Here is a 14,965-nt window from a genome sequence, read left to right as displayed (position 1 = left end):
CTCACACGGAGAACATCGCATGCCTGTCGAACTCGTCGGGAAGACATTGCCGGGCGCGTTGCCGGTCCATCTGGTCGCCAGGGACGGTCTGGACGCGGCCGGTCTTGCGCCGGCCGCCATCGCCTGGGCCAGGGCCAACGGCTTTTCCGGCGAGGCAGGCAGGACACTGGTCGTGCCCGGCGAAAACGGGGCGCTCGGCGGCGCCTTGTTCGGTATCGGCGATGGCGAAGGCGCGCTTGCCCTCGGCGCATTGTCGAAAGCCTTGCCGGAAGGCGACTGGCATTTCGCCTTGGCGCCGGCCGAGGCCGAACTCGCGGCGATCGCGCTGCTGCTCGGCGGTTATGTCTTCACCCGCTACGGCAAGAAGCCAGGCAGGGCGCTGCGCTTCGGCCTGCCGGCCGACGTCGATGCCGGGCGCGTTCGCCGCATTGTCGATGGCGTCTTCCTGACACGCGATCTGGTCAACACGCCGACCAGCGATATGGGTCCGGAAGATTTGGAGCAGGCGGTGCGGACCCTGGCCGCCAGGCACAAGGCCGAAGTCTCGGTGATCAAGGGTGACGATCTCCTCGACCGGAACTTCCCGATGATCCATGCGGTCGGCCGTGCGTCGACCAGCGCACCGCGCTTGATCGACATGCGATGGGGACAGCAAGACGCACCGAAGGTGACGCTGGTCGGCAAGGGCGTCTGCTTCGACACGGGCGGCCTCGACATCAAGCCATCGTCCGGCATGCTGCTGATGAAGAAGGACATGGGCGGTGCCGCCAATGTCCTTGGCCTCGCCTCGATGATCATGGCTGCCGGGCTGAATGTGCGGCTGCGCGTGCTCATTCCCGCGGTGGAAAATTCGATTGCCGGCAACGCCTTCCGGCCTGGCGACGTGCTGATGAGCCGCAAGGGCATCACTGTCGAGATCGGCAACACGGATGCCGAGGGACGGCTGGTGCTGGCCGACGCGCTGGCGCTGGCCGACGAGGAGGAGCCGCAGCTTCTGGTCGACATGGCGACGCTGACCGGGGCTGCCCGTGTCGCGCTCGGCCCCGATCTGCCACCGTTCTACACCGGCGACGAAACGCTGGCATCCGATCTGGCGGAGGCTTCCGTCGCGACGGAGGATCCGCTGTGGCGCATGCCGCTGTGGCGGCCCTACGATGCAAAACTGTCGTCGAAGATCGCCGACATCAACAATGTCACCACGGACGGTTTCGCCGGCTCGATCACAGCGGCGTTGTTCCTGAAGCGCTTTGTCGAAAAAACCGCGGGCTGGGCGCATTTCGACATCTTCGCCTGGAATCCGGCTGATCGTCCGCATGGCCCCGCCGGCGGCGAGGCACAGGGCATCCGCGCGCTGGAGCGGATCATCGCGAAACGCTATGGCTGACAGTCGCAGGCGAAAGACGGCAATCGCTTTGACTGAAACGGAACCGAAACAATTTGCCGTCATGCTGGCGCGATGTCGATTGCGATGCGCCCGAGCCAGGCCTTGCGACTGTGGCAGCAGGTGATGCTGTCGCAGGTGCGCGACGACGCGCCCGATCTGACCATGCGCCAGACGGCAATCCTGTTCACCATCTATCTCGATCCGCCGCCGCACACCGTGCGCGGGCTCGCCGCCCGGCTCAATGTCACCAAGCCGGTGATCACCCGCGCCCTTGACACGATGGGCGCTTTGAAACTCGTCTCGCGCCATCGCGACGAGCTCGACAAGCGCAATGTTCTGATCAGGCGCACGGTCGAGGGCGCGCTCTTTGTCGAGCGCTTCGGCGATGGTATCATCGCCAAGGCGCTCGAACTGCCGATGTGAGCGACCTTTTCAACAGAGTGCTCGATTTGACTGCCAGGGATGCCCGCCTTCACGCTTTTCGCTCGGACCTTGCCGATGCACGGCTGAAGGGTGAGGTCGCCGCTGACCGCTTCGTCGCCGGCCGGCCGGCGCGGGTCATCGCGTCAGTGGCCGATATGCGCAAGGCGCCGCGGGCGGATGCCGGCGTCAACACGCAAGCCCTGTTCGGCGACGATGTCCTGGTCTTCGATGTCGCTGAAGGCTGGGCCTGGGTCCAGGCCGAACGCGACGGCTATGTCGGCTATGTCGCCGACACGATGCTGGGCAAACGGGACCATACGCCGACGCACATCGTCTGCGTGCCGCGCACCTTCCTCTATCCCGCGCCGGATCTGCGCTTTCCGATCGCCGGACAATTGTCGATGGGATCGACGGTGACAGTGACGGAGGCGGCCGAGACGCGCGGTACGCACTATGCGGTCCTGCCGTCCGGCGAGGCGCTGATCGCAGGTCACCTGCGGCCGCTCAGTGAAGCTGTGTCCGACTATGTCGCGGTTGCCGAGGCGTTTCTAGGAACACCCTATCTCTGGGGTGGCACTTCCGGTTTCGGCATCGACTGTTCGGGGCTGGTGCAACTGGCGATGCGCATGGCCGGCAGAGACGTGCTGCGCGATTCCGACATGCAGGCTGCGGCCCTTGGCGAGCCGCTGGAACCGGGACCTGATTTCTCCGGCTTGCGACGCGGCGATCTGGTGTTCTGGAAGGGCCATGTCGCCGTCATGACCGATGCCGACACGATGATCCACGCCAACGGCCACACCATGCTGGTGTCGCGCGAAGGCCTGAAGGATGCGGTTGACCGCATCGGTTATCTCTATGGTGGCCCGACAGGGTTCAGGAGGCCGTAGCCTTTCTTCCTTCGCCCCGTTCACGGGGAGAAGGTGCCCGAGGGCGGATGAGGGACAGCGCCAGCATTGAGAGGTTCGCGCCGCCCCCCACCTGCCTGCCGGCATCCTCTCCCCGTACCGGGGCGAGGAAAGCTCACCTCGATCACCTTTTGTTCCGATTTTCCTTGGCGTTCGCGCGCCGTCGCGCTACCTCTGGCGGGTGACAGTTGAGCCGCGCCTTGCCGAACAGAATGCCGCCGTGGCCCTGCCCGAACCATTCCTCAGATGGTTTGGCGAGAAAGGCTGGTCGCCGCGCGCCCATCAGATCGAACTTCTGGCGAAGGCCCAGGCCGGTCAGTCGGTCCTGCTGATCGCGCCGACCGGTGCCGGCAAGACGCTGGCCGGCTTCCTGCCTTCGCTGACCGAACTGGCCAACCGGCCAAAGAGAAAGCCGGGCCAGGCGCAGCGCGGTATCCACACGCTCTACATCTCGCCGTTGAAGGCGCTTGCCGTCGATATCGAGCGTAATCTCGGCAAACCGGTGGAAGAGATCGGGCTGCCCGTCACCATCGAGACGCGCACCGGCGACACGCCGGCGCACAAGCGCCAGCGCCAGAAACTGGTGCCGCCCGATATCCTGCTGACCACGCCCGAACAACTGGCGCTGCTGATTGCGGCCGGCGATGCCAGACGCTTCTTCGAAGATCTGCGCTACGTCGTGCTCGACGAACTGCATTCGCTGGTGACATCGAAACGCGGGCATCTGCTCGCGCTCGGCCTGGCACGGTTGCGCAGCTTTGTCCCTGGTCTGCAAACCATCGGGCTATCGGCGACGGTGGCCGAACCTGACGAGTTGCGGCGCTGGCTGGTCAGCCAGAATCCACCCAAGGGTTCGACAGGCCATGACATGGCCGAACTGATCGTCGTCACCGGGGGTGCGAAACCGGAGATTTCCATCCTCGACTCCGAAGAGCGCGTGCCATGGGCGGGACATTCTGCGCGCTACGCCACGCCGGAAATCTATCGCGAAATCAAGCGCCACAAGACGACCCTGCTGTTCGTCAACACGCGCAGCCAGGCGGAGCTGCTGTTCCAGGAATTGTGGCGGGTCAACGAGGACACGTTGCCGATCGCGCTGCATCACGGTTCGCTCGACGTCGCCCAGCGCCGGCGGGTCGAGAAGGCGATGGGCGAAAACGCGCTGCGCGCCATCGTCGCCACCTCGACTCTCGATCTCGGCATCGACTGGGGCGATGTCGATCTGGTGGTGCATGTCGGCGCGCCAAAGGGGGCGAGCCGACTGGCACAGCGCATCGGCCGTGCCAACCACCGCATGGACGAGCCGTCCAAGGCGATCCTCATCCCCGCCAACCGCTTTGAGGTGCTGGAATGCCGGGCCGCCCTCGACGCGAACTATCTAGGCGCGCAGGACACGCCTCCGTTGATCAATGGCGGGCTCGATGTGCTGGCCCAGCATGTGCTCGGCTGCGCCTGCGGCGCGCCGTTCCGTGCCGATGACCTGTACGAGGAGGTGCGAACGGCAGCACCCTATGTCAGCCTCGACCGGCCGACATTCGACCGCGTCATCGACTTCGTTGCCACCGGCGGCTATGCGCTCAAGAACTACGAGCGCTATGCCCGCATCCGTTTGAACAAGGACGGGTTGTGGCGGGTGTCCAATCCGCGCGTCGCCCAGCAATACAGGCTGAATGTCGGCACCATCATCGAGGTGCCGGCGCTGAATGTTCGATATGTGCAGGCCGGCAGCAAAGGCGCGGCTTCGCGTGGCGGCCGGGTCCTCGGCAAGATCGAGGAGGCCTTCCTCGAAACGTTGACGCATGGCGACACGTTCATGTTCGCCGGCAAGGTGCTGCGCTTCGAGGGCATCCGCGAGAATGAATGCTTCGTGTCGAACGCGCCGGGCAGCGATGCCAAGGTGCCCTATTATGGAGGCGGCAAGTTTCCGCTTTCGACCTATCTCGCCGAACAGGTCCGCATCATGCTCGATGACCCGCAGCGATGGAAAAAGCTGCCCGAGCAGGTCGCCGACTGGCTGCGCTTCCAGGCCGACAAATCGGTGCTGCCCAAGCGCGACGACCTGCTGATCGAGACCTTTCCACGCGGCAATCGCCACTATCTGGTGGCTTACCCGTTCGAGGGCAGGCTGGCGCACCAGACGCTCGGCATGCTGCTCACCCGCCGCCTCGACAGGGCAGGAGCCAGGCCGCTCGGCTTCGTCGCCACCGATTATGCGCTGGCTATATGGTCACTGGGCGACATGGGCGCGATGTTCAAAGCCAGGAAGCCTTCGCTGAGCGCACTTTTCGACCAGGACATGCTGGGCGACGACCTCGAAGCCTGGCTGGCCGACAGCTGGCTTCTCAAGCGCACCTTCCGTAACTGCGCGCTGATTTCCGGATTGATCGAGAAACGCCACCCTGGCCAGGAGAAGAGCGGCCGCCAGGTCACCGTCTCGACCGACCTGATCTATGATGTGCTGCGCAGCCATGAACCGGACCACATCCTGCTGCAGGCGACGCGTGCCGATGCGGCGGCCGGCCTGCTCGATGTCAGCAGACTTGCCGACATGCTCTCGCGCATCCAGGGTCGAATCGTGCATAAGGCACTCGAACAGATATCGCCGCTCGCCGTGCCGATCATGCTCGAGATCGGCAAGATGCCGGTGAACGGCGAAGCCGATGAGACATTGCTGATGGATGCGGCGACGCTGGTCGCAGAGGCCATGGGGCCGGAGATGGTCGAGGAATGAATTTTTCGCTGGCGCGCACATCGCTGATCGCCGAGGCCGATCTTGTCGGCATCGCCGGCAAGCGCGCCGTCTGCGACCCGCGCGGCGTGCTCTATTTTCCGGATCTGCGGCTTCTGGCCGTGTCCGATCTGCATCTGGAAAAGGGTTCGTCGCTGGCACGCCGCGGCACGCTGATCCCGCCCTACGACACCGGCGCGACCTTGCTGCGATTGCAGGCCGTCATCGCTGACTACCAGCCGTCTATCGTCATCAGCCTGGGCGACAGCTTTCACGATGGCGGTGGCGCCCAGCGCATGCATGCAAGCTTCCGCGAGCGGCTGGAGGCGTTGATATCAGGCCGGCAATGGTTCTGGGTCGCCGGCAATCATGACCCGGAAGCGCCAGCCGACCTGCCTGGCGAGACGGTGCGTGAACTTGCCATCGGCTCGCTGCTGTTCCGGCATGAGCCGTCGAAGCAGCGTGTCGAAGGCGAAATAGCGGGCCATCTGCATCCCTGCGCCCGCATCGTCCAGCAGGGCCGCTCGGTGCGGCGGCGCTGCTTTGCCGGCGACGGAGGCCGCATGATCATGCCGGCCTTCGGCGCCTATACCGGTTCGCTCAACGTTCTCGACCGCGCCTATGCCGGGCTGTTCCGGCTGGACACGCTGATGGCCTATATGCTGGGCGCCCAACGCATCTTTGCCATTTCCGGCTCGATGCTGCGGCCGGGCTAAACAGCCCTACCTGCCGTAATAAAGCGTAACCGTGTGCTTCGCCTCTGCAAAAAACAGCCAGCGCTCGACCAGCATGCCGGCGAACTGGATTGCAGCAGCGAGTACCGACAGCAACGCTGCCGGCGGCCAGGGCAGGGCGAACACAATGGCGAGCAGCCCCAAGGGCAACGCGAAGGCCAGAAGCTGCGTGATCTGACGCAGCCGCGCGCCATGCTTGCGCGCGATGCGGAAACCCATTTCCTTGAGCAGGTAATTCTCTTCGGTATGCGGCCATTCCAGCGACCGCACCGTACCTCCCGCCAGCCCGGTCGCGGTGTTGGCGGTGGTCGGGATCTCCAGCCGGTCATTGTAGCGCCAGGTCGCCAGCTTCCAGCCCCAGCCGGTCAAGGTCAGCAGCAGGCAAGCCGCCAGCTGCACCTTCGAACCAAGCGCAAAGCCCTGCAGCAGCGCGTTCAGCAGCACGCTGCCGGTCATTGCCGAGAAGATGAGATAGCCGGGCAGGGTGAAGCGGCTATGCCATTGGGCGATCGGCTTCAGCGACGCATAAATCATGCCGGTGGTGCAGACGGTGATGATTGCGCCGATGGTGGCCAGAGATCCGGCGATGCCGACCCAGCCATCGGTCTTGCCGAAGAATATCCAACCGATGCCGAACAGTCCCGCCGGAATGAAGGTGATGACCGAGGCAACACCTTCGCGCGACAGCCATGAACTGCGCCATTGTGAGAACGCCCGCCAGGCGCGTTCGGGGCGGCCGAGATGACCCGTCGAGGACAACAGGCCGGCTACGATCAGGCCGAGCGCCAGCCCCATGCCGATGAAGCCCAGCCAGAAATCGGGTGGGATGATCTGGAAGCCTCCGAGCGTGCCCAGCAGCGCGAGCAGGCCGTAGCCCGCGCCGGTGGCAGTGGTGAAGAAGACGACGGAGAAGGCTGGATGCATGGGTCAATTCGAAAGCATGCGGTCGACCCAGCCGAGGAAACCGCCTTCGGCCCGCACCGGTTCCAATGCCGGCGCGGCCACCGATGCGGCGCGCGCGGTGTGGGCGCGCGGCGGCAAATATTTGTTGGTCGGGCGATAGCCGAGCTCCGGCATCAGGTCGACGCCGCCACGCTCGGCCACCAGTTGCGAGACCGCCGACAGGGGATCGCCGAGATCACCGAAATGCCGGGCGCTGGTCGGGCAGGCGGCGACGCAGGCCGGCACGCGGTCTTCTTCGGCCAGATTGTCATTGTAGATGCGGTCGACACACAGCGTGCATTTCTTCATCACCCCGACATCGGTGTCGAATTCGCGTGCTCCATAAGGACAGGCCCAACTGCACAATTTGCAGCCGATGCACTTGTCCTCGTCGATCAGCACGATGCCGTCCGAAGCCCGCTTGTAGGAGGCGCCAGTCGGGCAGACGGTGACGCAGGCCGGCGTCTCGCAATGCAGGCAGGAGCGCGGGAAGTTCACCGTCCGTCCGCCCATCTCGGTGGTGTGCTCATAGCTGTGCACGCGGTTGAACCAGACGCCGTCGACATGGCCGCCATAGGGATCGATGTCGGTCAGCGGCGCCATGTGGCCGCCGGTGTTCCATTCCTTGCAGGCGGTGACGCAGGCCTGGCAGCCGACGCAGGTGTCGAGATCGATGACGAGGCCGAGCTTCTTGCCGCTTTGACTTGGCAGACAGGTCATTTGGTCGCCTCTCTCGCCCTGCGGAATTCGGCGCCGAAAGTCAGTCTGTCGGGCGAGGATTCGAAATGCGGCGGCTGCAGGAAACGCTGGAACTGCGGCTCGGTGAACCCGGCTTCTTCGGCTGCGCATTTGACGATGCGCACGCGCAGGTCGAACCACGCAGCCTGGCCCGTCACTGGATCGGAATTCGAATAGCGTTTGCCCTGAGCGTCGGCCGAGGTCTGGTCGCCGATGATATGGTTGAGCAGGAAGCCGCGGTTGCTCTCGGCCGCGTCGTCCTTCAGCCCCCAGCTGCCGCGCCTTTTGCCGATGGCGTTCCAGGTCCAGACCGTGCTTTCGTTCACCCCGTCGATCAGCTTGATCTGCCCCTTCACTCTGCCGTTGATGCTTTCGATCCACACCCAGTCGTCATCGACAAGGCCGAGACCGGCTGCCGTCCGGTGATGCACGAACAGCCGGTTCTGGCTGGTGATCTGCCGCAGCCACGCATTCTGCGAACCCCAGGAGTGGTACATGTGCATCGGCCGCTGCGTCAGCGCATGCAGCGGATATTTTTCGAGGTCGACGACCGCTTCCTCGAAGGGCATGTGCCAGAAGGGCAGCGGGTCCATGTAGGTCTCGATGCGCTGGCGATCGCCTTTCGGCGGCACCACACGGCCATGGCCACGCGCGGCGAGCCTGAAGCGCTGCATAGGCTCCGAGTAGAGCTGGAAAACGATCGGTTCGGCTTTCGGGATAAAACCCATCTGCACTGCGAAGTCGAGATAGGAGCGGTTGGCCATCTTGTAATAGCGCTGGTCGTCCGCGAAATCATGATGCCAGAAGCCGCCATTGTCGATGTAGCGCTGCAACTGGTCCGGGTTGGCCTCACCCCTGCCGGTCGAGGTCCCATCCTTGCCGCGCCAGCCGGCGAGCGGGCCGATGCCGGGCGTGCGCTCATGGTTGACGATGTAGTCGGCATAGTCGCGGTATCTGGCCGAGCCGTCCTCATCGACGAAACCAGGCAGGCCGAGCCGGGCGCCGAGTTCGATCAGCACCGACTGGAACGGCCGGACGTCGCGGTCGGGCTCGATGACGGGATGGCGGATGGCGTCGCCCGGTCCGTCGGCATGACTGATCGGCCGGTCGAGCAGGCTGATGCAGTCGTGGCGCTCGAGATAGGTCGTGTCCGGCAGCACCAGATCGGCGAACGGCACGGTCTCGGAATAATAGGCGTCGGAATAGATGATGAAAGGGATCTTGTAGTTGCCCGCTTCGTCGCTGTCGGTCAGCATCGCCATGGTCTCGACGGTGTTCATCGAGGAATTCCACGCCATGTTCGACATGTACATCATCAGCGTGTCGATCTTGTAGGGATCGCCTGCCCAGGCGTTGCGGATGACGGTGTGCATCAGGCCGTGCGCGGCCAGCGGCGCGTCCCACGAATAGGCCTTGTCGATGCGAAGCGGCGTGCCGGCCTCGCCGACCAGCAAATCGTCCGGCCCGCAGACGAAGCCGAGCGGCATGCCGTCGAGCGGCGTCATCGGCTTGACGGTCTTGCCCGCCGGCTTCGGTCCGGGCGGCGCGGATCGAGGGTAGGGCGGCTTGAAGCGGAAGCCGCCGGGGACATCCACCGTGCCCAACAGCACCTGAAGGAGATGGATGGCGCGGCAGGTGTGAAAACCGTTCGAATGGGCAGAGATGCCGCGCATGGCGTGCATCGAGACAGGCCGCCCCTTGATCGTCTCGTGGCGGCGCCCGGCCCAGTCGGTCCAGGCGATCGGCAATTCGATCGTCTGTTCGAAGGCGACATGGGCGAGTTCGGCGGCGATCCTGCGGATCGTGTCGGCGGCAATGCCGCAGCGCTCGGCGACCGAGTCCGGTGCGTAACTCTCATCGAGGTAGCGGTCGGCGATCAGCTGGAACACCGGGACGCAGCGGCGCCCGCCGATCGTGAAGCTGCCGGTCAGCGCCGGTTTCGCACCGGCATCGGCGGCGCTGACCGGTGTCTTCGCCACCCTGTCCCAAGCCAGCGGATTGCCGTCGGCATCGCGCACGAACAGCCCGTCATCGGCAGCACCTGGCTCCTGCACGACGAGAACATGGGCATTGGTGTAGCGCAGCAGATACTCGAGATCGACGCGACCCGCCTTGAGCAATTCGTGGATGAGGGCGAACACGAACAGGCCGTCTGTTCCGGGCCGGATGCCGATCCAGTCATCGGCAATGGCATTGTAGCCGGTGCGGCACGGATTGATCGAGACGACCTTGGCGCCGCGCGCCTTGAGCTTGCCGAGACCGATCTTGATCGGGTTGGAATCGTGATCCTCGGCGACACCGAATAGCATGAAATACCGGGTGTTGTCCCAGTCGGGCTCGCCGAACTCCCAGAACGAACCGCCGATCGTATAGAGGCCGCCGGCCGCCATGTTGACCGAACAGAAGCCGCCATGGGCGGCGAAGTTCGGCGTACCGAACTGGCTCGCCCACCAGCCGGTCAGCGACTGCGACTGGTCGCGGCCGGTGAAGAAGGCGAGTTTCCTGGGGTCGGTCCGGCGGATGTTCGACAGCCGTTCCGTAGCGATAGAAAACGCCTCCTCCCACTCGATCTCGCGGAACTCGCCGGAGCCGCGCGGGCCGGCGCGCAGCAATGGCTTCTTCAGCCTTGCCGGGCTGTAATGCTGCATGATGCCGGAGCTGCCCTTGCCGCAGATCACGCCGCGATTGACCGGGTGGTCCTTGTTGCCGTTGATGTAGCGGACCTTGCCATCCTTGATGTGTACATCGATTCCGCAGCGGCAGGCGCACATGTAGCAGGTCGTCTTGGCGATGCTGTCGGAAACGGCAGGCGAGGTGTCGACGCCGTCGCCTTCATCGGGCGCTCGCGTGTCGGCAAGCGGGCGTTGCGATGGTGCCGAATTCGCGCCGCGCGGCGGTCCCTGCATCATGATCCGGTGGCGCCTGTACGGCGCATGGATTTGGCCCGCGTCTTCGGCCCGGGGCCGCGCATATAGTGCTCTTCCGGGTGATAGCGATCGCCGGCCAGCCGCCGCCTTAAGCCGCGGGTCCAATGCGCAAGCAGGGATCTGAGCCGCCCGATCATTCTGCTCTCTGCGATCTTTCGGCGAATTTTTTCTAACTTCGCCGGAAAACTTAGAATAAAGGTATCGATCTGTCTAATCAGTTGTTCTTGTAAATTCGATCGATATTGGTTCTTAATGTGGACATGACCCTGGATCAGTTGCGGATTTTCGTCGCCGTCGCCGAGCGCGGCCACATGACCAAGGCGGCGGAACTGCTGGGCATTTCGCAGTCGGCGGCATCGGCGGCCATCCGGGCGCTTGAAGAACAGCACGGCGTCCACCTGTTCAACCGGGTCGGCCGCAACATCGAGCTTGCCCAGACCGGCCACCGGTTCCTGCCGGAGGCCAAGGCCGTGCTCGAACGGGCCGCCGCCGCCCGCAATGTGCTGGAGCATGTCTCGCAGACCGTCACCGGCAGCCTCTCGATCGCCGCCAGCCAGACCATCGCCAGCTACTGGCTGCCGCGCCGGCTGGCTTCCTTCCATGAAGCCTATCCGGCCGTCAGGCTGAGCGTCTCCATCGGCAACACCAGGCAGGTTGAGGCCAATGTCCTCGATGGCGCGGCGGATCTCGGCCTGGTCGAGGGGCGCACCGAGTCCGACATCCTGCGCCGCACCAAGGTCGACGTCGACAGGCTGATGCTGGTGGTTGCCAGCACGCATCCGGAGATCGCCGAAGTTGCGCCCGGCCACTCCGACATCAAGGACCTGCGCTGGATCATCCGCGAGGGCGGTTCGGGCACACGCGAAGTGCTGGAGGATCTGGCGCGCCACGAAGGCATTTCGCTCGCCGACTTGCAGATTTTTTTGGTGCTGCCGAGCAACGAGGCTATCCGCCAGGCGGTCGAGGCGGGAGCCGGCGCCACCATCATTTCGGAGCTTGTCGTGGCCCGCGCCGTGGCTGAAGGCAGTCTCAGATCCGTGCCGCTCGAATTGCCGAAACGCGACTTCGCCATGATCACCCATCGCGATCGCCAGGCAAGCCTGGCCCAGATGGCGCTTAAGGCGCATCTCGACGGCAAGGCGGATGCCCCGTCGGCGGGCTAGAGTATCAGAGTTTGCGGCTTTGCCGTTGGCTCGGAGGTCTTGGTACTTTGTATCGAGTGGCTGATTGAAACGCCTCACCACGACCTTCCTCCCCAGATGGGCTCGCTAGCGCTGTCCGCCTCGACGCCCAGCCGTCACTCTGGCAATCCGGCGTCCCGCAGCGCGCTTCCCAGAGTCTCCGCGAGCGCTGGCGCACAGCGCACGCCAGCAAATTGGCGGCTGTAGCGGAAGCCCGGCTGAAGCTCGCGCACGCGCGCGGCGGCGGCCCTCGCTTCGTCCAGCCGGCCGAGTTTGGCGAGCGCAGCGGTCAGTTGCACGTAGGTGATGCTGTGTGCCGGATTGGCTTGAACGGACTTGTAGGCTGCGCGACAAGCTTCTTCGTAACGCCCGCGCAGCAAATGGCTCATTGCTTGGGCGTCAAACGCGGCCCAAGCCCACGAATCGAACGGGCTTAGCCGGATACCCTTCTCGCTCCATTCTATCGCGCGCTCTGCTTCGCCGGCCCATCCGAGAACGACGCTGCCAAGAATGTAAGTCAGCGCCGATGACGGGCTAATGGCGAGGGCTGCGTCTAATGCCGTGAATGCAGCGGCGCGATCATGCACGAGATCGTATGCGTCGAGACTCTCTGGGCGCTTCCGCCTGACACGTTCAATTTCCGCTTTTCGCAAGCTTGGAGCAATCGCGCCCACCGCTGATAGCGCGATTTCGTCCTGAAGCGCGAAAATGTCCTCCGAACTGCGGTCGTAGCGCTCGGCCCACACGTGCGCGCCGGTCGATGCATCGATCATCTGAGCGGTTACGCGCACACTACCGCCAGCTTTGCGCACGCTGCCTTCGAGGACATATCGTACGCCAAGCTCGCTGCCGACCTGCTTCACGTCCACGGCGCGGCCTTTGTAAGCGAAGGTCGAGTTTCGCGCGATAACGAAAAGCCATTTTATGCGTGCCAGGCCGGTGATGATGTCATCGACCATTCCATCGGCGAAGTACTCCTGTTGCGGATCTCCGCTCAAGTTCGAGAACGGCAGGACCGCCACGGAAGGCTTCTCAGGCAAGGTCGGCGCCGACGCGGTGCGGGCGGCTGCAAAACGATCAGGGACACTCGTCGCAACAGCCGGTCCTACATAGCGATAGCCTCGGCGCGGCAGTGTTTCGATCCAGCTCTCAGCATCCGCTGCGTCGGCCAATACCCGGCGCAAGGCCGCGATCTGGACCGTCAGGTTGTTGTCGGCAACCGCCAATTTGCCCCAGCCGGCTTCGACCAGCGCGTCTTTGGATACCGGTACGCCCGCGTTTTGGAGCAGCAAACGCAGAAGCGAAACGGCGCGTTGCCCAAGCATGGTTGGCTCGGTGCCGTGATACAAAATGCCCGCCACCTGATCGAGACGGAACGGGCCAAACTGATAAAGGTCGCCTCCGATTGTCATCCAACGCTTTTAGCAAATTTTTGGGAACGAATTCACGACTTTCCCGGCATCGACGGCCAATGTCGCACAGGTGCTTGCCGGAAGTAAGCACCCAGTCAAAGGAGGATCCTATGAGCGCCAATGCCATTATTCGCATGCCCGACGAGAAGAAGGGGATCATGCTGCGTGGTCAACCTATGGTCTTCCTCGTCACCGGCGAAAACACCAAGCACACGAGCATGTTCGACTGGACGATCCCAGCGGGATTCGCCACCGGACGGCATGTTCACCGTGTGCAGGAAGAGACGTTCTACCTGCTCGAAGGCGAGTGTGCGTGGCATGTCGGCGACAAGACGGTTCGCGCAACGCCCGGAACCTATCTGTTCATTCCACCGGGAGTGCCGCACGACATCACGAATGTCAGTGAGAGACCCGCCCGCGTGCTGATGACCGTCTCTCCGCCTGGCCACGAACGCTACTTCGAAGAACTTGCCAAACTCGCGGCGCAGGGTGCGCCGGACCCAAAAGCCCTCGCTGAGCTGCGGAACCGCTACGATACTGACCAGCTCTCGACTTTGACGACACGCGGGTAGGCATCTGTCACGGCGGCCCCACGACAGCTTCTGGCCCATTGCGACATATCGCGCTGGCGCACGAGCTTGGTCGCTATCGGCGCAAAGCGGACGTGATCTTCATCGCATCACGCCGAAGGTTATGGGTACACGACCTGGCCTAAAGCGGATCAGTAATCTCTGAAAAGCTGGACCGCTCGAAGAAAGCCTCAGCCGAACTTGCGTTGCGCATCCAGCGCCAGGCCAAGTCCGACCGAGCCGAACATGTCGCCTTCGATGACGGATGCCTGCGGCACCAGCGACAGGATCTCTCGTTTGGCCAGCGGGATCGCGGTCGATCCGCCGGTCAGGAACACCGCGGTGATGTCGGACGGCTTCACCTCAGCGTCCCTGATAGTCTGCCCGACCGTTGCGGTGACCCGCTCGATGTCCCTGGCAATCGTCGCGTCGAGCCCGCTGCGCGTGATTTCGGCGGTGAACTCCGCACCCGGCAGCTTCACAGCGACCTCTGCGGATGACCTGTCGGTCAGCTCTATCTTGGCCTTCTCGACACGTGCGGCCAGCGCGTGTCCGTAGCGGTGTTCGACGACGTGGATGAAACGGTCGACGAGGTCGGCGCGCTCGGCCTCGTAGCGGATCTGGCGCAGATGCGTCATCGCCTTGGCGGTGTAGACCAGGTTGATGCGCTGCCATGTGGCGAGGTCGATGAAATAGCTTGCCGGCAGGTTGCGCTTGCCGTCCTTGGTCGGCGTCAAATAGCCGAGCTGCGGCATGACATGGGCGATGCTCAGCAGCCGATCGAAATCCGTACCGCCGATATGGACGCCCCGGCTGGCCAGGATGTCGTCCTTGCGGTCGAGCGAACGGGAGCGCTGCGGCGAGACCCGCACGATCGAGAAGTCCGACGTGCCGCCGCCCATATCGATGATCAGCGCCAGTTCCTCGCGTGTCACCTTCTGCTCGTAGTCGAGCGCCGCCGCGATCGGCTCGAACTGGAAAGCGATGTGCTTGAAGCCCTGGGCACGTGCGGCGTTCTCGAG

The 14,965-nt window shown here is 64.0% G+C and carries 13 protein-coding genes; 7 read left to right on the top strand and 6 right to left on the bottom strand.

The genetic code is table 11. From position 1 onward, the window contains the following. Positions 1–19: 19 nt before the first annotated feature. From EN969_RS02610 to pdeM, 5 genes are all read left to right on the top strand, one after another. Complete coding sequence (locus tag EN969_RS02610) at positions 20–1,384, top strand: M17 family metallopeptidase (protein ID WP_063169999.1); 1,365 nt, start codon at positions 20–22, stop codon at positions 1,382–1,384. Between the two features lie 72 nt (positions 1,385–1,456). Next, the gene (locus tag EN969_RS02605) at positions 1,457–1,807 is read left to right on the top strand and encodes a MarR family winged helix-turn-helix transcriptional regulator (protein ID WP_013533675.1); all 351 of its coding nucleotides are present in this window, start codon (positions 1,457–1,459) and stop codon (positions 1,805–1,807) included. Positions 1,808–1,833: 26 nt separating this feature from the next. Then, positions 1,834–2,694, top strand: coding sequence for an NlpC/P60 family protein (locus EN969_RS02600; protein ID WP_063170457.1), 861 nt, complete (start codon positions 1,834–1,836; stop codon positions 2,692–2,694). 199 nt (positions 2,695–2,893) lie between these two features. Beyond that, positions 2,894–5,443, top strand: coding sequence for a ligase-associated DNA damage response DEXH box helicase (locus tag EN969_RS02595; RefSeq protein WP_063170000.1), 2,550 nt, complete (start codon positions 2,894–2,896; stop codon positions 5,441–5,443). Then, positions 5,440–6,156: a ligase-associated DNA damage response endonuclease PdeM gene (pdeM, locus tag EN969_RS02590; RefSeq protein WP_063170001.1), complete on the top strand. Its 717-nt coding sequence runs from the start codon at positions 5,440–5,442 to the stop codon at positions 6,154–6,156. The genes EN969_RS02595 and pdeM overlap by 4 nt, the downstream gene beginning before the upstream one ends. Positions 6,157–6,162: 6 nt before the next feature. Here pdeM and EN969_RS02585 read toward each other — a convergent pair whose 3' ends face one another. The 4 genes from EN969_RS02585 to EN969_RS35200 are packed head-to-tail and all read right to left on the bottom strand — an operon-like array spanning position 6,163 to position 11,092. After that, entirely contained in the window at positions 6,163–7,098 is a 936-nt protein-coding gene (locus EN969_RS02585; protein WP_063170002.1) for a DmsC/YnfH family molybdoenzyme membrane anchor subunit, read from the bottom strand. A 3-nt stretch (positions 7,099–7,101) separates the two neighbouring features. Beyond that, complete coding sequence (locus EN969_RS02580; protein WP_063170003.1) at positions 7,102–7,836, bottom strand: 4Fe-4S dicluster domain-containing protein; 735 nt, start codon at positions 7,834–7,836, stop codon at positions 7,102–7,104. After that, positions 7,833–10,763, bottom strand: coding sequence for a molybdopterin oxidoreductase family protein (locus EN969_RS02575; protein WP_063170004.1), 2,931 nt, complete (start codon positions 10,761–10,763; stop codon positions 7,833–7,835). Before EN969_RS02575 ends, EN969_RS02580 begins: the two co-directional genes overlap by 4 nt. Continuing rightward, the gene (locus tag EN969_RS35200) at positions 10,760–11,092 is read right to left on the bottom strand and encodes a hypothetical protein (RefSeq protein ID WP_127390035.1); all 333 of its coding nucleotides are present in this window, start codon (positions 11,090–11,092) and stop codon (positions 10,760–10,762) included. The genes EN969_RS02575 and EN969_RS35200 overlap by 4 nt, the downstream gene beginning before the upstream one ends. Here EN969_RS35200 and EN969_RS02570 point away from each other — a divergent pair. Next, positions 11,042–11,944 carry a LysR family transcriptional regulator gene (locus tag EN969_RS02570; protein WP_063170005.1) on the top strand — a complete coding sequence of 301 codons (903 nt, stop codon included), beginning with the start codon at positions 11,042–11,044 and terminating at the stop codon, positions 11,942–11,944. The genes EN969_RS35200 and EN969_RS02570 overlap by 51 nt on opposite strands. Positions 11,945–12,078: 134 nt before the next feature. Here EN969_RS02570 and EN969_RS02565 read toward each other — a convergent pair whose 3' ends face one another. Continuing rightward, entirely contained in the window at positions 12,079–13,374 is a 1,296-nt protein-coding gene (locus tag EN969_RS02565) for a winged helix-turn-helix domain-containing tetratricopeptide repeat protein (RefSeq protein WP_063170006.1), read from the bottom strand. A gap of 110 nt (positions 13,375–13,484) precedes the next feature. Here EN969_RS02565 and EN969_RS02560 point away from each other — a divergent pair, with 110 nt between their 5' ends. Continuing rightward, the gene (locus tag EN969_RS02560; RefSeq protein ID WP_013533666.1) at positions 13,485–13,946 is read left to right on the top strand and encodes a cupin domain-containing protein; all 462 of its coding nucleotides are present in this window, start codon (positions 13,485–13,487) and stop codon (positions 13,944–13,946) included. A gap of 188 nt (positions 13,947–14,134) precedes the next feature. On the opposite strand, the gene EN969_RS02555 is transcribed toward EN969_RS02560, so the two are convergent. Next, positions 14,135–14,965 (bottom strand): Hsp70 family protein (locus EN969_RS02555; RefSeq protein ID WP_164758129.1); only part of this gene is annotated, 831 nt, incomplete at its 5' end.

The organism is Mesorhizobium sp. M7A.F.Ca.CA.003.01.2.1 (assembly GCF_003998945.1).
Classification (GTDB): domain Bacteria; phylum Pseudomonadota; class Alphaproteobacteria; order Rhizobiales; family Rhizobiaceae; genus Mesorhizobium; species Mesorhizobium ciceri.
This window is presented reverse-complemented; position numbering and strand designations above follow the sequence as displayed.

What these genes read in the sequence shown, in the direction of transcription:
- EN969_RS02610 (WP_063169999.1), top strand. Translation starts at nt 20, where the DNA reads ATGCCTGTCGAACTCGTCGGGAAGACATTGCCGGGCGCGTTGCCGGTC.
- EN969_RS02605 (WP_013533675.1), top strand. Translation starts at nt 1,457, where the DNA reads ATGTCGATTGCGATGCGCCCGAGCCAGGCCTTGCGACTGTGGCAGCAG.
- pdeM (WP_063170001.1), top strand. Translation starts at nt 5,440, where the DNA reads ATGAATTTTTCGCTGGCGCGCACATCGCTGATCGCCGAGGCCGATCTT.
- EN969_RS02585 (WP_063170002.1), bottom strand. Translation starts at nt 7,098, where the DNA reads ATGCATCCAGCCTTCTCCGTCGTCTTCTTCACCACTGCCACCGGCGCG.
- EN969_RS02580 (WP_063170003.1), bottom strand. Translation starts at nt 7,836, where the DNA reads ATGACCTGTCTGCCAAGTCAAAGCGGCAAGAAGCTCGGCCTCGTCATC.
- EN969_RS02575 (WP_063170004.1), bottom strand. Translation starts at nt 10,763, where the DNA reads ATGATGCAGGGACCGCCGCGCGGCGCGAATTCGGCACCATCGCAACGC.
- EN969_RS02570 (WP_063170005.1), top strand. Translation starts at nt 11,042, where the DNA reads ATGACCCTGGATCAGTTGCGGATTTTCGTCGCCGTCGCCGAGCGCGGC.
- EN969_RS02565 (WP_063170006.1), bottom strand. Translation starts at nt 13,374, where the DNA reads ATGACAATCGGAGGCGACCTTTATCAGTTTGGCCCGTTCCGTCTCGAT.
- EN969_RS02560 (WP_013533666.1), top strand. Translation starts at nt 13,485, where the DNA reads ATGAGCGCCAATGCCATTATTCGCATGCCCGACGAGAAGAAGGGGATC.